General features: G+C 57.3%; 13 protein-coding genes and 1 pseudogene. 6 read left to right on the top strand and 8 right to left on the bottom strand.

Translation table 11 applies throughout. The annotated features are described in order from the left end of the window. Window positions 1-243: 243 nt before the first annotated feature. From FHT92_RS08485 to FHT92_RS08460, 6 genes are all read right to left on the bottom strand, one after another. Window positions 244-1,890: a GNAT family N-acetyltransferase gene (locus FHT92_RS08485; protein WP_183823790.1), complete on the bottom strand. Its 1,647-nt coding sequence runs from the start codon at window positions 1,888-1,890 to the stop codon at window positions 244-246. A 136-nt stretch (window positions 1,891-2,026) separates the two neighbouring features. Next, window positions 2,027-2,515, bottom strand: coding sequence for a hypothetical protein (locus tag FHT92_RS08480; RefSeq protein ID WP_183745400.1), 489 nt, complete (start codon window positions 2,513-2,515; stop codon window positions 2,027-2,029). Between the two features lie 80 nt (window positions 2,516-2,595). Then, complete coding sequence (locus FHT92_RS08475) at window positions 2,596-3,945, bottom strand: HlyD family type I secretion periplasmic adaptor subunit (protein WP_183823788.1); 1,350 nt, start codon at window positions 3,943-3,945, stop codon at window positions 2,596-2,598. A gap of 5 nt (window positions 3,946-3,950) precedes the next feature. Next, window positions 3,951-6,230, bottom strand: a complete 2,280-nt coding sequence (locus FHT92_RS08470) for a type I secretion system permease/ATPase (RefSeq protein WP_183823786.1) — start codon at window positions 6,228-6,230, stop codon at window positions 3,951-3,953. 24 nt (window positions 6,231-6,254) lie between these two features. Then, the gene (locus FHT92_RS08465) at window positions 6,255-8,315 is read right to left on the bottom strand and encodes a hypothetical protein (protein ID WP_183823784.1); all 2,061 of its coding nucleotides are present in this window, start codon (window positions 8,313-8,315) and stop codon (window positions 6,255-6,257) included. A 137-nt stretch (window positions 8,316-8,452) separates the two neighbouring features. Further along, entirely contained in the window at window positions 8,453-9,397 is a 945-nt protein-coding gene (locus tag FHT92_RS08460) for a fibrinogen-binding protein (RefSeq protein WP_183823782.1), read from the bottom strand. A gap of 870 nt (window positions 9,398-10,267) precedes the next feature. Here FHT92_RS08460 and FHT92_RS08455 point away from each other — a divergent pair. Next, entirely contained in the window at window positions 10,268-11,050 is a 783-nt protein-coding gene (locus FHT92_RS08455; protein WP_183745414.1) for a response regulator transcription factor, read from the top strand. Between the two features lie 4 nt (window positions 11,051-11,054). Here the strand turns inward: FHT92_RS08455 and FHT92_RS29830 are convergent, their stop codons facing one another. Further along, window positions 11,055-11,375, bottom strand: a complete 321-nt coding sequence (locus FHT92_RS29830; protein WP_409527138.1) for a hypothetical protein — start codon at window positions 11,373-11,375, stop codon at window positions 11,055-11,057. A gap of 376 nt (window positions 11,376-11,751) precedes the next feature. On the opposite strand from FHT92_RS29830, the gene FHT92_RS08450 reads away from it, so the two are divergent. The 5 genes and pseudogenes from FHT92_RS08450 to FHT92_RS08430 all read left to right on the top strand — a co-directional run bounded on the left by FHT92_RS08450 (window position 11,752) and on the right by FHT92_RS08430 (window position 17,142). Continuing rightward, window positions 11,752-12,774 carry a UDP-glucuronic acid decarboxylase family protein gene (locus tag FHT92_RS08450; RefSeq protein WP_183823780.1) on the top strand — a complete coding sequence of 341 codons (1,023 nt, stop codon included), beginning with the start codon at window positions 11,752-11,754 and terminating at the stop codon, window positions 12,772-12,774. A gap of 1 nt (window position 12,775) precedes the next feature. Continuing rightward, window positions 12,776-13,759 (top strand): UDP-glucose 4-epimerase GalE, encoded by a 984-nt coding sequence (gene galE / locus FHT92_RS08445; protein WP_183823779.1) that lies wholly within the window; start codon window positions 12,776-12,778, stop codon window positions 13,757-13,759. Then, window positions 13,756-15,639 (top strand): glycosyltransferase family 2 protein, encoded by a 1,884-nt coding sequence (locus FHT92_RS08440; protein ID WP_183823777.1) that lies wholly within the window; start codon window positions 13,756-13,758, stop codon window positions 15,637-15,639. The genes galE and FHT92_RS08440 overlap by 4 nt, the downstream gene beginning before the upstream one ends. Before the next feature lie 10 nt (window positions 15,640-15,649). Next, window positions 15,650-16,172: pseudogene (locus FHT92_RS08435) on the top strand (DUF995 domain-containing protein); the annotation flags it as partial. A 7-nt stretch (window positions 16,173-16,179) separates the two neighbouring features. Next, window positions 16,180-17,142 carry a glycoside hydrolase family 26 protein gene (locus tag FHT92_RS08430; protein ID WP_183745426.1) on the top strand — a complete coding sequence of 321 codons (963 nt, stop codon included), beginning with the start codon at window positions 16,180-16,182 and terminating at the stop codon, window positions 17,140-17,142. A gap of 64 nt (window positions 17,143-17,206) precedes the next feature. Here the strand turns inward: FHT92_RS08430 and FHT92_RS08425 are convergent, their stop codons facing one another. After that, window positions 17,207-18,493 carry an ABC transporter substrate-binding protein gene (locus tag FHT92_RS08425; RefSeq protein WP_183823774.1) on the bottom strand — a complete coding sequence of 429 codons (1,287 nt, stop codon included), beginning with the start codon at window positions 18,491-18,493 and terminating at the stop codon, window positions 17,207-17,209. Window positions 18,494-18,631 lie beyond the last annotated feature (138 nt).

Genomic DNA, 18,631 nt, shown 5'->3' with positions numbered 1-18,631 from the left:
GGAAAACTTCGCTTTCCCTTAGCGACACTAGCTCATCGTTCGCAAAGCTCACCATAACCTGAAGGCCGCAGGTTCAAATCCTGACCCCGCAACCACCGACACCTGAATATTTTGCCATTCAAGTCGCTTCAACAAAAGCTCCTCCGCGTAAGCCTCGAGGAGCTTCTTGCGTCTCTCCCCAGTATTAGGTAGCACAAAACCGTACAGCGGTTTTTGCGATAACGACATGCATAAAACAAAGCTCTAATGCATACGGGGGCGACGTTTCTCGCCGCCGCGCTTTCCGGGCAATCCCATCATGCCTTCAGGGATCTGTTCATCGGCTGCCAGGGCCGCATTATGCTGGCGTACACGCTCCAGCGCCACGGAAGCAAGCTGGATATAGGGAATGGCCGCCGGATCGTCGGTATGGATATCCTGGACCGCCGCAAGAACTGTCTCGGCCTGCGTGAGACGGCGTGTTGCGATGAGAGCGACACCTTCTTTGTAACGGGCCTGCACCACATGGGGCGCCTGCTCGCCGATGCGACGGAAGGTTTCGGCCGCGTCCCCATAGAGTTTCAAGGCCAGTTGCGTATCTCCAAGGCGAAGTGCAATCGGCAGTGGTTCGGCGGTGCGCTCCAGCAGCGACTGGTAGGAGGCAAGGGCTTCGATCAGCTTTCCTCGGTCGAAGAGCAGGTTGGCAAGGCCGAATTCGGCACCGACATGACCTGGAGAGGATTGCAGAACTTGGGTGAAGACGATCTCGGCTTTTCCTCTCTCGCCCTTTCGATACATTTCGAGTGCCTGCTGATAGACGTAGCTGACGCTGCGGGGATGTAGAACGCCGCCGAGATTGCGTCCGTCGCGAGTCCTGAAGAGCGTATAGCTGATCCGACGCTCGTCAGCGCCGAAAACATATTTGTAAGGTTCGTTTCCGCGCAGGAAATCATAGAACCGGAAGCCGTCTTCGATCGCCCGGCGAATGCAGTATCCATGCAGCACCAGACCGGAAGACGGCGTCTTCCAGCTCTCGTCACGACCGGTAATATAGAAGAGGATCGTCTTTTTCGGATGGTCGATGATGTTGGCGAGGGCGCCGAGCGGCCTTTCGCCGAACCAGAAGACTGGGACATCGAGTGTGCCGCTCTTGAAGCAGTCCATCAGCATCTCACGGGTGGAATTGATAAGCCGCTCCGTCCGCTCCGGCCCTTTGCGCTCCGTCCATCGCGTGCGCCAGAAATCGAACAGAATGGCGAGATCTCGGTCAATGGTCTCAGGCGTTGCCATGGTGATCCGGTAGCCTTCGTCGCCATCCAGCTTGCGCATAAAGCGGCGCAGCTTCCGACGTGTCTGGCTGCTCATTTTCTGCTCCAGGTAGTCGTCCCAACTTGCAGGTAGAGAGACGACCGGACAGATCGTATTGTCGATATTGTCATGGGTGGTCGGGGCGCTGTCGCGGAACATGACGAGCGGCCCCTGCAGCGCCAGGATCATCTTCTCCCGCCGTTCCGGCGGCCCGCTGAAATGGTCCAGCCGGAGATGTGTCCAGTTCTGCTGTCTGAGGTAAGCCGCAAAGCCGTGGATCGCCTTTTGTTCGCAGCCGGGCATGACGATGAGGCCGGTATAGTCGGCCGAATAATTCCCGCCCATGACGATTTCATCGTAGAAAAGCCCGCTCTGCTCATCGAATTTCGTGAGCAATCTCAGCGGCAAAAAGGCGACATAGGAAGCACCCGGTTTCCGATCGCGCAGCGCCAGGACGAACCAGCGGCCGTGATGCCCAAGAAAGTCCTTGAGCCAGGTCCAGGAGAGAAAATGTTGGGCGTCTGGATCGTCCCGATAAACCTGATCCCAATTGTCGCGAACCGCGTCGAAGCCGGCGACGGTATCAATGATATCGATGTGCATGCCCCCTCCCAATACTCCGTACGCAATTCGGGAGATTCGAGCCTAGTGGGAAACATCGATCTTCAAATAAACCGTCCGGGTGATTCCTTGAGACGAAATGGGATTAGCCCACGGCAGCCGTTTTCGGCCTGCAATATTAGAGTGCTACAATCCGTGGGCTTGCATGAATGAAAGCCCATAGCGCCTTGCTGATATTGACGATTTCGCCAATCGATTTGTCCAGAAGCTCCATTTCCCGATCGTCCATCTGTTCGATCTTGCCGTAGCGGATTTCCTTATCGTCCTCGACGAGGCGCATGAGCTGCGTGCTTGAGATTTCACCCTTCTCATCGAAGGAATAGATGCAATGATTGTATTTGTTGCGCATCTTCGACTCCTTCTTCAGGCGCGACATGGCGGAGAGAACCGCCTTGCGGTCCGCAGCTGGCGTCGAAGGAAGCTTTGCGAGGCGCTCGACGAGGTCTATGCGCGCGCGTGTCGTATTAAGCGTCAGGAAAACCACGATCGCCGCATCCTTCTCCACTTTGAGAAGGTGGGCGATAATATAGATCAGAAGGCTTTCTGTATTCGTCCAGACATAGTTTAGCCGGCCAACACTCAATAAGACATCTGACATGGCCGGCATGCTGAACTCCTTCAGATCAAGGCCGATAATACATGAACTATATCAGATCATTTCGTTGAACGCTTTGGAAATTTCTGAAGTTAACGCTCCTTGAAGGCGCGCGACATGCTGTCGACAACCGGCTTGCTCAGATATTCGAAGAAGGTGCGTTCCGAGGTCTGGAGCAGCACTTCGGCCGGCATGCCGGGAACCGGGTGGAAGTTGTGAACGCGGGCGATTTCCGAGTCCGGAATCTGCACGCGCACGATGTACACGTCCTTTACGGATAAGCCGGCATTTTCCTCGACGGAATCTGCCGAAACATAGAAGACCTTTCCTTCCAGAACCGGTGTGGTGCGTCTATTGAGGGCGGTCAGGCGGATCGCGGCCGTCTGTCCCTCGTGCAACTGATCGATGGAAGTACGCAATACCTGCGCCTCCAGGATCAGCGGCACATGCGCCGGCAGGATCTCCATGATTGGCTTTCCAGTGGTGATGACGCCGCCGGCCGTATGATAGTAGGATCGCACCACAGTACCTGTGACAGGCGAGCGGATGGTTGTGCGTTCCAGAACGCCGGATGCCTCCCGTGCTTGTTCGCGAACGCCGTCGAGATCGGATTCAGCCGTCTCCAGTGCATCGAGTGCCGCTTGCTTGTTGGAGTTGACGGCGATGACCGCTTCCTGGCGGAACTTGGCGATTTCCGCCTCGCTCTCATTCAGCTCGCCGTTCAGGCGGGAAATGTCGCCCATAGCATCGGCAATGGCGCGTTCGATTGCTAGAAGATCGGTCTTGCGCATATAGCCGACCTTGACGAGCCGCTCCTTGGAATCGCGCTCGTCCGACAGGAGTGCCAGTTGCCGTTCGAAAGATTCGCGCTGACCCTTGTAGCCCTCGAAGCGGTATTCCAGCGACTTGATGTTCTTCTCGATGAGGTTGAGTTGCTCTTCGAGCTTGACACGCTTGCTATGGAAAACAACGTTCTGGCTTTCGATGATGGCGTTGACGTCGGGATCACTTGCCTGTTCCATCACGGTATCAGGGAGTTTGAGCTCATGCGTTCCCTGGGCTTCGGCTCTCAGCCGCGCCACGACAGCTTCCAGGCGCAGGCGCCTTAAGTTCAGCATACGTTCGTTGGTCAGGGCAGCCGTCTGGTCGAGCGTCAGCAGCACATCGCCCTCCTTGACGCTTGCTCCCTCGCCGACCATCATTTCCTTGATGATGCCGCCTTCAAGATGCTGGACGACCTTATTGTTGCCGGTCGCAACGAAGCTGCCCTGGGCGATGATTGCCGAGGCAAGCGGCGCGGTTGCCGCCCAATATCCGAAACCGCCGAATGAAGCGAAAAGTACTGTCAGGCCAACAAGGCTGTGGGAACGGATGGAGCGTGGGACGTCGTCATACCATTCGAGCTGTCCCGGGCCGGCTCCTTCCTGTTTCTTTTTTCGCATTGCCGTCACCTTTCGATATGCGATGTCTGCTGTTCGTTGCGACCGTTACCCTTGGAGAGCGCCTGCAGGACTTCCATGCGCTCGCCGAACATCGCGACCGTGCCGTCCTTGAGAACCATGATCTTGTCCACGCATTGCAGAAGTGCCGGGCGCTGTGTGATCGTGACAGTCGTGATTCCCTGTTTCTTGGCGTGGATTAGCGCTTTAGCCAGCGCGGCTTCGCCCTGAGTGTCGAGGTTGGAATTGGGCTCGTCGAGCACGACGAATTTCGGATCGCCGAAGAAGGCGCGGGCCAATGCGATGCGCTGCTTCTGGCCGCCCGAAAGCGGCGCGCCATCGGCTGCGACGACGGTCTCGTAGCCCTGGGGAAAGCCTGCGATCAGTTCATGCACGTCGGCCAGGACGGCTGCCTCGTATATCTGCCGGTCTTCGACGTCATCGCGCATTCGGCAGATATTGGCCTTGATGGTACCTGGAAAGAGCTGCACATCTTGCGGCAGATAGCCGATGCTTTCGCCGAACTGTCGCTGGTCCCAGTTGCGCAGATCCATGAGGTCCAAGCGCACATTGCCGGAGGTCGGCAGGATCGAGCCTACCAGCATCTTGCCGAGCGTCGTCTTTCCGGAACCGGAATTGCCGATGATCGCCAGCGATTCACCCTTCCTCAGCGAGAAGGAGATACCGTTCAGGATCACTTTCTTCTGCGGCGGCGGAACGAAAAGGACCCGCTCCACATCGAGCCGCCCTTCCGGATTGGGAAGGCGCAGACGCGGGAAGTTGAGCGGCGAGGTAAGCAGCAGGTTCTTGATGCGACCATAGGCGGCGGCCGACCGGTTGAACTGATGCCAGCCTTCGATTGCCCCTTCGATCGGCGCCAGCGCGCGGCCGGAAATGATCGAAGCTGCGATGACCATGCCGCCGGTCAGCTCTCCTGAGAGTGACAGATGCGCGCCCCAGCCGAGAAGTCCGACCTGAGTGATCATGCGGCAGGCTTTGGAAACGCCCGTGAACATGATGTTGCGATCCTGCGCCTGTACGTGGGATTTCAGCGAGCCGGCGGTTTCCCTGCCCCACATCTTCACCGCCTCGGGAATCATGGCGAGCGCGTTGATGATCTGCGAGTTACGCGACATGGAATCGAGATGGAAGTTCGCGCGGCTGAGATAGCTGTTGGACTCGGCAAACTGTTTGGCCGTGAACTTCTGGTTCAGGAAAGCGATCATAAATAGCACCGCACAGCAGGTCATGATGATGATGCCGAGATGCGGATGCACCAGATAGACCACGATCACGAAGAGCGGCATCAACGGTGCATCGAGAAAGGCAATCAGCGTGCCTGACGTCAGGAAGCTTCGCAGAAGCTGAAGGTCCTGCAGGATTTGGTAATCCTTGCCGCTTCCATGCAGCGAGGCGCGTGCGGCCGCACTGAGGATCGGGGCGCCCAGCTGGACTTCCAGTTCGACGGCAGTCCGCATCAGAACGAAGCGCCGGACGGAATCGAGGAAGGCCTGTAAGAGAACGGCTCCCACCACCACGATTGAAAGCATAACCAGCGTATCGATCGAACGGCTCGTCAGCACACGGTCGGAAATCTGGAAGAGGTAGAGCGGGATTGCCAGCAGGAGCACGTTGATCGCGATGGTGAAGACCATGACGATTGCGAGGTTGCGCCTTATGACGGCGATACCGTGCGAAAGGCTCAACGCAAAATTCACCGGTTCGCTGCGTTTGTGAAAGCCGCTGCTTCCGCCGCCACCGCCCTTGCCACCACCGGCGAAATCCGGATCCTTGCCGCCACCGTCACCGCCGGAACGCAGGCGGCGCTCATTCTCCTTCACGGGGCCGCTGTCGCCATCGATCGTCTTGGCGAAAGGAATATCAGGATTGACCTTGAGTTCGGTAGTGTCTTCGGGCGTGCGCCGTGCTTCGATTTCCGGCCCCGCCGGTGCCTGCATTTCTTCAATGGGCTGCGATTTTGCTTTTCGCTCTATCGGATCGACGAAGGGCATTGCCACTGCCGCCGGCTTCGGTTCGGGCTGTGTGACAGGCATGACGGCTTGCGCTCCATCTATTTTCTCCGCGTCAACAACCTCGACCTCTTGAGAATCGGTCTTCGGCTTGCCCGACAATCTGCGAAGACGGCCGACCGCATCGTCGATCACCGAAATGCAGGTTTGCGTCAGAATGTCCTCGGCAGCCGGCTCCGTTGAGGAAGGCTTGTTTGCGCGCAGGTCGAGTACGCTGCCATCGGCAAAAGTTTGCTTTGAATTTGAGATCTGGTTCATCGCGGCCTCTCCCAGATACGCTGGTCACGCGACCACGGCTTGCATCACGTCAGACGGGTGGGCGGAAGACCATGAAAGGTCGTGCCCGCCGTTGATGATGCCGTCGCCGCTGTCCGCACTGTCGTGGGCGTCATCGTCATTGAGGAAGGCGATGACTTCATTGGCCAGTTTCTGGCCCGCCATTTCGGGCTGGGTGGTATCGTGTTCGATGATCCCACCCTGAATGAGAATAGCGTCGGAATAGAGCTGACCGGCAACATAGGTGGTACTGCCGAAGCTGTCGTAGTCGATGATTTCAGCGATATTGGCGATGGTATTGCTGCCCGTATCGATCGTGACCACGGCGTCCCGGTTATCCTTCAGAAGCTCGGCTGCGGCCTGGGTTACGTCGTCGGAATCTCCAAGGACTGCGACCTGCTTAATGATCGTCATGTCGAAAAGATTGCCGGTGATGTAGAGAACATTCAGGCCGATGTAGCCCTGGAAGTTGAGATCGTTGGACAAGCCTTCGGGCATTGTCGGATCACGCTCCTGGATTCCCTTCTCCCCCTCGTGCATATAGTCCGGCATGGTCTCGAACCGGTCGGCAGCCCCGACATTATGGATCGCGGCAAAATTCCAGATGAGATTGTTGCCGGACTGGATGGTGGCATTGTCGTCCACGCCGTCTTCGGCGCGAGCCCAGTCGTTGTCGTAGAGAAGCGAAATCTGTGTGATGCTGTTGATGTCGTAGACACTGCCACCGACGATCACCAGATCGTACTGCGAACTCATCTGGAAAAACGACGAAAAGTTCAGTGTCGTATTGCCACCGGTCAGAACCGTCGTCTCCGAACCGCTCGTCGTGACGATCATCGTGTCGTTGTCGCTGACGAAATGATATTGCTCGACCCAGTTTACGAAGGAGATGTCACCATCGATGACGCTGACACGCCAGGCCGTTGGAAAGATGGGATCGTCTTGAGCATCGACGATTGTCAGGGATTGGTCGTGTTGGAAAGTGCTGCGTTCGAAGCTTGCAATATTATAGGCGGAGACACCGGCACTCTCTGCGCCATCGGCCGAGGAATGGAATACGGAGGCGATGTCGTCGTTGTCGCTGTAGACATAGACCTGTGTGATGGCGTCGATCTGGTGATGGTCACCCATGACAGCCGTGACGGGGGAGATTACTGCAGTGGTGACGACGGAAGCTATGTTCGCGAGCAGGTTCGCGCCAGCGGTGACCTCCAGGCTGTTTGAAGCTGGGTCATGCTGCTCGACGGATGCCTGGCTTTCGTCTGGATCTTCGGGCGGTTTGGCAAGATCACGGTCCGGCAGCAAGTCATTGAGCGCCGAAACCTCGGAAACAAGCTTGCTGTTCATATAGGTTCCGGAGATCTCGTCACCCGCCAGCACGAAATCATGGGCCTGATTATTTGGATTGTCTGCCGGCGGTTCGGTCGTTCCGATCGGGGCTCGGCCAGAATCCTTTACCGCCCGAATATAGGCTTCCATCTCATCGGCAGTTTGCTTGACACCTTCGAAAGTGTCGGTCCGTTGCAGGCTGGCAAAGGGAGTGAAGATTTCGGCATCTGCACTGAACTCGGCCAGCCGTTCGCTAACGAAGTTCGTATCGCGCGGGGCATGGTCGCCATTCGTCATGTCGAGGAAATCATCGTCATCGAGCATGTTTATTTGCGTGGCGTATCCGCTCGCCGAGCCGGGACCATTGAAAACTTCCAGCTTTTCCTCGGCTTCGACATCAATGTCCTGCGGGCTGCCGAACCGGGGCAGCGGCACGTCGCGGTGGGCGATTTCGGAAAGCTTTTCGAGGCTTTCCTCGAAGGGACGGCCGAACCGATGGGGACTGCTGTAGAGGATATCATAGCTCACACTTCTGTAGTCGACGTCGGGATCGTAATCTTTGAGCATGAGATCGGAAGCGAAGGCGGGAGCGCTGTTGACCAGATCGTCGAGCGCCGGATCGTTTTCCGCAGGACCCGTGCCCTCCGTCAGCTCCGCACGCAGCCTCATCTCTTCGGTCGTCGTTTCGAATATGCCGATGAAATGGGCGATGATTTCTGAGAATTTCTCGATTTGCATTGCCTTGGCCCTCCCTGTCGAAGAAACGACCGGCCATGCGATCCCCTTCTGCTGGAGCCGCGCTGTTCGTCAATTCGCACGCAAGCATTCAAACTGCACCGGCCGAGGCCGGTGCAGTCCTTTCTTGGTCTAGGAGGTTAGTGTCCGCTGCTGTCGTCGCCGACATCGGAAACATGCGAGTTGCCGCCGATGACACTGGAGTCGACTGTATTGCTGAGCATGTTGGCGCCCTGCACGAGCTCCAGATGGAAGCCCGAGTTGGCAAGGATCGCGGAAGCATCTGCCGTCGAAGTGCCTGCGACGTCGTCGCCTGTCTTGAGATCCCAGCTCTTGCCGTCCATATCGACGCCGTCAGCACCATGAGCGGTGCCGGCATCCGCATTCAGATGATTCTGAGCACCGGCGTTGTCCATCCTGACGTTCCAGGCCTGATCCTGATCTGCGAGATGGTTCGCCTGGACGATGCTGAAACCGGTGTCGTTGCCCTCGCCGTTCAGCGAATTGTTGAGAATGCTGTCGACATCGAGGGTGAAGGAGAAGTCATCGCCGATGTCAAAGGTAAGGTCGTGGCCGGCAACGCCGAGGTTTCCGAAGTCCTTGACATCATGGATGACGGCAAAATCCGTGTCCGTCTTGTTGAAGCTGTCGCTGGTCGTCTTGGTATCCGTGACCGTCTTAATGTCAGTCTCGGTCTTGGTGAACGTGTCGTTGTCGCTGATCGTTGTAGTATCGTTGTCGCTGTAAGACTTGGAATCGTAGCTCCAGTCGTAGTCCGACTTCGTGGTGGTGGTTGTGTCGTTGTCATTTATGGTGGTCGTCTTGGTGTCGTCGTCCGACTTGTAGGACCAGTCGTATTCATTGTCGCGGTTGTCGCCGTTGTCGGCCTTCACGTCCACGTCGGCATTGACGTTGACGTCCGTGCTGTTGTCGGTGTTATTGCGATTGTCGCCATTGGCGATACCGCCGACGTAACCTGTGGAATCGTCATCGATTTCGGTCGAATTTATGGCGCTGGAAAAGCCATCGGCCAAAGCGCCCACCTTGACGGTGTCGTCATCCGAACCCTTGGAATCATAAGGCATTACAGTTCCCTCCAGAAAAAAACTGGAGCAGCTTTCGAAGTCCCTCTCATCTCAAATGGGATCTTTGCTCGCGCTTGCTCCATTGCGCTAATATGGGCAGATGTACTTGGTACCTTTTCACCTGCAGATTATCGCGATTTGTTGGCCAAATTCTGTATTGGGATAGTGCCTACTCAGTACAAAGACGCACAGATCCGGTCCCGGACTCGATATGAGCGCGAGCAAGACAGTCGAACTTCTTTTTGAGTTTCCTCGAAAGAAGACCAAGTATCAAAAACACATGCCGATACTTGATTTTCACGTCACCGCTTGGGCGACTATCGCAGACTGATGGAAAAAAATGGGTCCCGATAGATATCAATTCGGGCTAAGGCATCCGAGAGGCGGCTTCAGCACACTGATTAAGCCGCGCCGGATCGCAGACCCGGCGAAGCTGTGTACGAATTCGGGACAGCATTCCATGCCTCGGAATCAGACTGCTTCGAATGATAGCGATATAGCGAAGTTAAGCCCGTAAGGTTCTCTCTCTTATTTTAAAATATCATCTGTTCATTACCACGTTGCTTTCGTATGTCTCGAACTAATACACGCCGCTTTATATCGTGATTTAGTTGAAATACCGCCCGCTGGTATGTTTCTTGTCTGAAATACAACCATAAAGTGGCAAAAAATAAATATAACTTTGTGACAACTAACCCATTTGGGCCATTTCTTTCCTTCGTAATTCATATTACCATAATTAAGAAATGCCTAAAAGATAAGGCGGTCACATGCCTAGGGGCAATGTTCGTTGGCATGTAATACCCGCCATCGCGCCAATGGGAGTAGATGCTCCGAGTTTTGTAAAGTGTAGCGCTAGGGGAGGCGTATATGTTCATGGTTGGGTCGGAAGTCGGAAATTCGGATCAGGCAAGAAGACTGAGCCCGAACGGAGAAACAGTCCTGGTAATCGCTAAGGCGGACTTGTTCTCCGAATGCATGGTTGAGGCATTGGCAAAGAAATTCCCGAATTTCGATGTCGTAAGCGTATCGAGCGCGCAGTCCATATCCGAGAAGGATATTCAAGACATGCGGCTTGTTCTTTTCTATCATGTCGCCGGCGCCGAGTTGCACGATGCGCTGCAGGTCGTTCGTGAAAGCCGTCCGGACGCATCCATCGGCCTTGTCGTCGAAGCTATCGACATGATGGAACCCTATATCAGCCGTCTTGTCGAAGCGCGCGTCGTCGATGGCGTCCTTCCGCTCAATCTGCGGCTGGATGTCTTCATGGCGGCAATCGACCTGCTGATGAAGGGCGGCGAGCATTTTCCATCCGCACTTCTAGGTCGCCTGTCCAACCGCGCGACGGCACAACTTGAGCCCTCGCTATACCAGACGAAGTCCGTCGACGCAGCGCGTGCCAATGCGCTGAAGCTTCGCCGCAACAGCATGGCGGCTCTGACCACGCGCGAGGTGCAGATCCTCGACCTCATCTGCAAGGGCACGCAGAACAAGATCATTGCCGACAAGCTTCACCTGTCCGAAAACACGGTTAAGGTCCACGTCCGCAATATCTATAAGAAGATGAATGTGAGAAATCGCACGGAAGCGGCCTCACGTTTCTTCAACGATACGTCGGACAGCGGCGATCTCTCCGGCAGGTGGCCGCACTAGACCATCAATCCATCCGGGACGAGCGAGCAAAGCAGCGTGATTTCTGGCCGAAACCGCTCGGTGAGCAGATGTATGGCCCGGAACCGGGATAGACCGCGGCGGTCACTCTAGCCGAGGCGGTCTTCGGTTCGGAGGAATAGGCGAAGTCCTTCGCGGCATGCGGCACGCTTGCTACAAGGACACTCTTCTCCGTGCTTCCCACGATCGCCGTATCGACGACCGCGCATGACATCGGTCCTATGGCTGAAAGAACAATCGTCGCAGCCGAAGCCAGAGAGCTGAAACTGCATGGCACTCGACCATGCATGCGGTGATGAGTCGTCATTGAAGAACCCCTCTATCGGCAGGGCAATAGCGACGCGCCCTCGAACACAAATGTCCGACCAACTCCATACATCGGCTTCATTGACTGAAGCTGGAGCGGCCGGACGGAAAGCATGGCACCATAGTCACAGAGAAGGATTAATCAAGCGAATTCCTAAGTTTAATACTGTAGCTATTTAGAATTGCTCCCGTGTTTTGAAGTTGACCTTCCCTGATATCCTCCTATCATTTCGACCATAGGTGCAATTTTTCGAAGAATAACGGAGTTTGTTATTCTTTAACGCCACTTCACGTTGAAGTTATGGAGGCGGAAGAAGAGGGAGCCTAAAGTATAGAAGGGTCTAAGAAAGACCACATGACATGGGAAGGAGTTTGTAATGCGTAGTTTCATTCCCACAGAAGGATATTCAGGATCTGCATTCGGATCACCACGGCAGCGGTCAAAAACCGTGCTGGTCAACGGAGGCGCCGGCTTCTTGGGTTCCCATCTTTGCGAGCGACTTCTCGAGCGCGGCCATCAGGTCATCTGTCTCGACAATTTCTACACCGGCCGCCATGTCAATATCGAGCATCTGCTGCAGAACGTCCGGTTTCGGCTTTTGGAACATGACGTGCGCCAGCCCTATGACGTCGAGGCTTCCATCATCTTCAACTTTGCCTCGCCAGCCTCGCCGCCGGACTATCAGCGTGATCCCGTCGGCACCTTGCTGACCAATGTGCTTGGAGCCGTCAATACGCTCGATGCAGCGCGTCGCAGCGGCGCCACGGTCGTCCAGTCCTCGACTTCGGAAGTCTATGGGGATCCGCACGAGAACCCGCAGCGCGAAACCTATTTCGGCAATGTCAACTCAATCGGCCCGCGCGGCTGCTATGACGAGGGCAAGCGGTCAGCCGAAACCCTGTTTTTCGATTACCACCGCAAGTATGGCGTCGATATCAAGGTTGGCCGGATCTTCAATACCTATGGGCCGCGTATGCGCCTTGATGACGGACGCGTCGTATCCAATTTCATCGTCCAGGCGCTCTCCAACACCGACATAACGATCTACGGCGATGGCCGGCAGACACGCTCCTTCTGCTATGTCGACGATCTCGTCGCTGGTTTCCTGCGTTTCGCCGATGCCGGCGAACACTGCGTCGGTCCGATCAATCTCGGCAATCCGGTGGAGATCACTGTGCGGGATTTGGCCGAAATCGTCCTTGATCTGACCAATTCGCGCTCGCGCATTGTTTACCTGCCGGCCGTGGCGGACGATCCGCAGCAGCGCCGTCCGGATATTTCCAAAGCGAGAGAAGAGTTGAATTGGTGGCCGACGACGGAGCTGAAGACCGGGCTCAAGCATACGATAGCCTATTTCGATGCGTTGCTTGCCGGCAAGGAAGTGGTAGAGGCCGTATGAGATGCCCCGCTACATCCTGGTTACGGGTGGTGCCGGCTTCATCGGCAGCCACATCTGCAAGGCGCTTGCGCGTGCCGGAATGGTTCCGGTCACCTATGACAACCTTTCCACCGGACATATCGACAGCGTCCGGTGGGGGCCGCTGATCCAGGCGGATATCGCCGACGGGGCAAGGCTGCGCCACGTCATGGCCGAGTATGCGCCGGATTGTATCATCCATTGCGGCGCTAACGCCTATGTCGGTGAATCCGTAGAAAAGCCGAGCATCTATTATCGCAACAATGTCATCGGCAGCCTGTCACTGCTGGACGCCTGTCTCGATTGCAATATCGACAGGATCGTCTTTTCCAGCAGCTGCGCGACCTACGGCATTCCGGAGATGCTGCCGATCTGCGAGAAAACCCCGCAACAGCCGGTCAACCCCTATGGCAGGACCAAGCTGATCTTCGAAATGGCCCTGGAGGATTATGCCGCCGCTTATGGCATCCGCTTCGCCGCACTTCGCTATTTCAATGCGGCCGGCGCCGATCCGGAAGGCCAGCTTGCCGAGCGGCACTATCCTGAAACCCATCTGATCCCGCGCGCGCTTCTCGCCGCAAGCGGGCGGATCGAGAGCCTCGACATTTTCGGCACCGACTATTCGACGGAAGACGGCACCTGCGTCAGGGATTACATCCATGTCAGCGATCTTGCCGAAGCGCATCTTGCCGCCGTTCGCCATCTTCTCGTTGGCGGCAATTCCTTGAGCCTCAATCTGGGCTCCGGCCGCGGCACGTCGGTCGGCGAGATTCTCAATGCTGTCAAACGAAAGACCGGCCGCAGGGTGCCGATCCGTTGTCAGCCGCGCCGCGCGGGTGATCCGCCTGCGCTTTTCGCCGATACGAAAAAGGCTCGCCTGGAGCTGGACTTCATGCCTGTGCTTTCGGATATCGACACAATCATCCGCACGGCCGGCCCGACTTTCGGACTGGAGGTGATCGCATGAACACCAGAGCCGAAATCACCCGCATACCTCAGTCTTCTGCCGCCAAACCCGAGATGTTCGAGCCCGTCTTTGCCGGTTGGAATCGAGCTGCCTATGGTCTTGGCATCGCCTCCTGGCTGGCAGCGCTCGCCTACTTCTGGCTCTGGTGGGCTCAGCCCGCGCACGTTGTTTCATGGCCGGCATTTCTGCTCGTCACCCTCATCCTTGCCTGGGTCACCCTGATTCCGGCCTATTTCATACTGATCTTCCTCGATGCAAAGCAGGTCAGATCGACCGCCGACCTGCCGAGGGGACGGGTCGCCATGGTGGTCACCAAAGCGCCGTCGGAACCTTTCGCCGTCGTGCGCAAAACGCTTCTTGCGATGCTCGATCAGAAGGGCGTCGAGTTCGATATCTGGCTCGCCGACGAAGATCCGTCCGAGGAGACGAGGAGATGGTGCGGGCAGCATGGCATCATGATCTCATCCCGCAAAGGCGTGAGCGAATATCACCGCTCCACCTGGCCGCGCCGCACGCGCTGCAAGGAAGGCAATCTCGCCTATTTCTATGATCACTTCGGCTATGACCGTTATGATTTCGTCGCCCAGTTCGATGCCGATCATGTGCCGACGCCGACCTATCTTCGCGAAGTCCTGCGACCCTTCTCAGATCCCGAAGTCGGCTATGTCTCGGCGCCCAGCATCTGCGATGCCAATGCCGCCGAAAGCTGGGCCGCCCGTGGCAGGCTCTATGCGGAAGCGAGCCTGCATGGTTCACTGCAGGCCGGATACAACAACGGCTGGGCACCGCTCTGCATCGGCTCGCACTATGCCGTTCGAACGGCAGCCCTGAGAAAGATCGGCGGGCTCGGCCCCGAGCTTGCAGAAGACCATTCGACCACGCTGATGATGAATGCAGGCGGCTGGCGCGGGGTCCACGCGGTCAATGCCATCGCCCATGGCGACGGGCCGGCGACCTTTGCCGATCTGGCGGTGCAGGAGTTCCAGTGGTCGCGGAGCCTGGTCACCATCCTCCTGCAGCATTCTGGCCGGCATGTCGCCCGGCTGCCGCTGAAGTTGAAGTTTCAGTTCCTGTTTTCGCAGCTTTGGTATCCGCTGTTTTCGACTTTCATGGCAGTGATGTTCCTGCTGCCGGTCGCAGCACTGCTCACGGGCCATGTTTTCGCCAACGTCACCTATCCGGCATTCCTGCTGCATTCTCTGCCGCTTTCGATCGTACTGACGGTCTTCGCCATCTTCTGGCGTGCGTCTGGCACGTTCCGGCCGTACGATGCAAAGCTCTTCGGCTGGGAAGGGGTGGTCTTCATCCTGTTGCGCTGGCCTTGGTCGCTTGCGGGCAGCCTCGCCGCCGCGCGTGATCACATGACCGGTTCCTTCGTGGATTTCCGCATCACTCCGAAGGGTGATCAGGGGCAGCGCAAACTGCCGGTGCAGATTATCGCACCCTACGTCGCCCTGGCAGGTATTTGTGCCGCGGCCATGGTTTTTGCCGCCGAGGGCGACCGTGCGCGTGGCTTCCAGATCTTCGCGGCGATCAACCTGCTGATCTATGTATCGCTAGCAACCCTGGTTATCGCCCGCCATGCCGTCGAGAACGGTCAGCCCTTTTTGCCGCAGGCGTATAGCCTGCGATTTGCGGCCGTCGCCGCTCTCGTCGCCTGTCTGGTCGGCGGGGCGCAACTCGGCAACCATGGGCTAACCGCCATGGAAGCGCTTTCGCACGGCCAGCCCTTCGTCACCTTTACCCAGTCGCAATTTGCTGTGGCAGGTGCGGGCCTCGGCGGCGGCAAGACCAGGATCGTGAAATTCCATCTCAGATGGCACGGCTTTGCCGAAGCCGGCCATAGGGGCAGGGGTATTTGGGAGAGCAGAAATGCGTGAGGAGGATAAAATGAGCATGGCAGCACGATTGACGGGAGGAGCGCTGGCTCTGTGTCTCAGCCTTATCCTCCCGATAGGCGCACGCGCAGCGGAACAGAAGAAGGCGCCGACACCAATACCGCTCAGCGCGGGCGAACTGTATGCGATCTACGCCGACAAAACCTGGACCTGGAATACCGGCGGCGGTCGTTTTATTGGCGAGGGCAGGCGCCTCGTCGCCTGGGTTGACAATGACGGCAAGCAGTCTTTCGCCGAAGGCCGCTGGGTCGTCGACGATTTCGGCCAGATGTGCATGCGTGCGACCTGGACCAATAATGAGGGGGCGGCACGTGCCAGTACCTGCTTCGGCCACCGCAGGATCGGCAACACGATCTACCAGCGGCGTCAGCCGAGCGGGGACTGGTACGTGTTCCGGCACGCTTCAACGAAAGCCGACGACGAGTTTCGAAAGCTGGTGCCGGCAGACACGGTGAGCCTGAAAGCCAAAGAGCTGAAGCAGGTTCTCGCGACCAATAAATAGCCGAAAGGGAGGACAAGACGATGAAAACCCTGGCGAAGAAAATCTCGGCAGCAACAATCGCGATCCTTATGCTCGGTGTTGCCGACATTTCGCACCGAAGCGAGGCGCAAAACGCCACCGCCGTCATGAATGCGGCGGGTGCGCAGACGATCACAGACAAGCGGCCCGCCATTCATGCCGATGGCGTCAAATTCGGTGCCTACGATCCGCATGGCGATTTCGGCGCGCAGCAGAGCGTGGCGACGGAGCACCTCTTCCTTCCATGGGAAGATGTCGATCTCGAAACGCTTCGTGTAGCGGATGCCTATGCGCTGGCAAGAGGCCGCAACCTGCTGATCACGGTGGAACCTTGGTCATGGGATGTAGACTGGCGGCTGACCTCCGATGAACTGCGCTGGAAGCTGTTCCGCGGCGATTACGATGTGAATATGCGGGCGATCGCCAGTATGATTGCCCAGTTGAAAAGCCCGGTCATCGTCCGCTGGGGGCAGGAAATGGAAGACAAATCCGGCCGCTTTTCGTGGTCCGGCTGGAATCCTTCAGATTATATAGCTGCATATAGGCGGATGATGGACATCGTGCGGGAGGAAGCGCCCGGTACGAAACTCATGTGGTCGCCGAAAGGACTGCCTGGTCTCGATGCCTATTACCCGGGCGACACCTATGTCGACTTCGTCGGCCTCTCGGTCTTCGGTCTGGAGCCTTATGACCGGATCGTTCACAATGGTCCACGGACTTTCAACGAGGCTTTAAAGCCCGGCTACGACCTTGTCGCGCAGTATCATAAGCCGGTCTGGGTGGCCGAACTCGGCTATGAGGGTAGTGACGGGTACATCAAGCCATGGATGGAAACAGTGACGCTCAGGCAGAGCGATTTTCCCGAGCTGCAGGAAGTCGTCTACTTCAATGATCGCGACGTACACGCATGGCCGTTCAATCTCGGTCGACCCGACTGGCGGGTCATCGATGACGCCAGCAACTGAGCCGATAGCGCCAATGGAAAAGGCCCGCTCGCGGCGGGCCTTAACCTGTTCATGCGAGGTATGATTAACCCTTGAGGGTGCCCTTGCCGATTTCGACGAGCTTGGCTGCGGCATCGGCTACAGAGATGCGCTCGAAGGCGAGCTCATCGCAGGTCGGACGAAGAACACGCTGGTCGAATTCGGTCGCGCCCATCGGTACCGGCCGCGGATATTCGCCGACCTGGTCCTTGAGCAGATTGACGTATTTGACCGTTTCCTGCTCCGTCGGGTTGAGCTGTGGCAGGATCGCTTCGCGAACCACCGGCGACATCGGCACGCCGCGTTCGACGCCGAGGATCTTGCCGGCTTCCGGATCGTTGACGAAGAAACTGATGAACTTTGCGGCGGCTTCGCCCTGCTTGGTCGTGGCACCCACGCTCCAGATCAGAGCCGGACGATAGTAATGGCCTGACGGGCCGCCCTTCTTCTCGCGCGGCAGCATGGTGATGCCGAGCTTGTTCTTGATGATCAGCTGATAGCCGATCATCTGGTTGGAATAGGCCATGCCGATAACCGATTTGCCGAGACCAAGGCAATTGGTGTCGATCGTGTTCTGGTCCAGCGTCTGCACGTCAGCGGCAACCGTGCCGCCCGCCTTGCGCAGCTTCTCCCAATAGTCGAACCATTCCTTGGCGTCGTCGACCGTGAAGCCGAGGCCTACGGTCTCCTTGGCGAAGACGCTCTTGCCGCGCTGGCGCAGCCAGGCGTCGAAGACATAATTGTAACGCGCCGCGTAGGGGCCGCCACCCTTGCCGGAGGCTTTCGCGAGTTCCACGGCGAGCTTGGCATACTCATCCCAGGTGAGATCGGGTGTAGGAAGCGGAATACCGGCCTTTTCGAATTCGACGGTGTCGAAGAACATCGCGAAGGAGTTGAGGCCGAGGCCGACGCCATAGAGCTTCCCGTCAACCGTGGTCAGTTTCAGCATATCGGCGCCGAAGCTGTCGACCTTCAGCGTCGAGGGAACGAATTCATCGAGCGGCAGGCAGGCGCCGCGTTTGGAATAGTCGGAGATCGTGCCCGGCTCGAGCTGGAAGACATCGGCAATCGAGCGGCCGGCCATCTGCGTTGCGAGCTTGGTCCAGTAGCCGTCGCCCGAAAGGGATTCACCGACGATGGTGACGCCGGGCGTCTTCGACTGGTAGAGCTTGGCAACATCGAGCGTGCGCTTGGCGCGGTCGTTGGAGCCCCACCACATGGCGCGAAGCGAAGCCTCCTCGGCAAATGCGGGGATCGAGCTGCCGGCGCCAAAAGCAAGGCCGGCCGCGGCACCCGCGGTTCCCATCAAGAATGAACGGCGATTGACCTGCATCATTTCCTCCTTTGTCTGATGCCCGATGCCATCCTCCAATGGTCTTTTCGAGCGTTCGGCAGGTAGAGTACGCAAAAAATTTCTGTTTGCAAGAAATATAGTTTGCTTGCAAATTTGCATAATTTGCATAATCTTTGC

The sequence above is a fragment of the Rhizobium sp. BK377 genome (genome assembly GCF_014193935.1).
Taxonomy (GTDB): Bacteria; Pseudomonadota; Alphaproteobacteria; order Rhizobiales; family Rhizobiaceae; genus Rhizobium.
The sequence above is the reverse complement of the archived record's forward strand: the minus strand, read 5'-3'. Positions and strand labels throughout refer to the sequence as shown.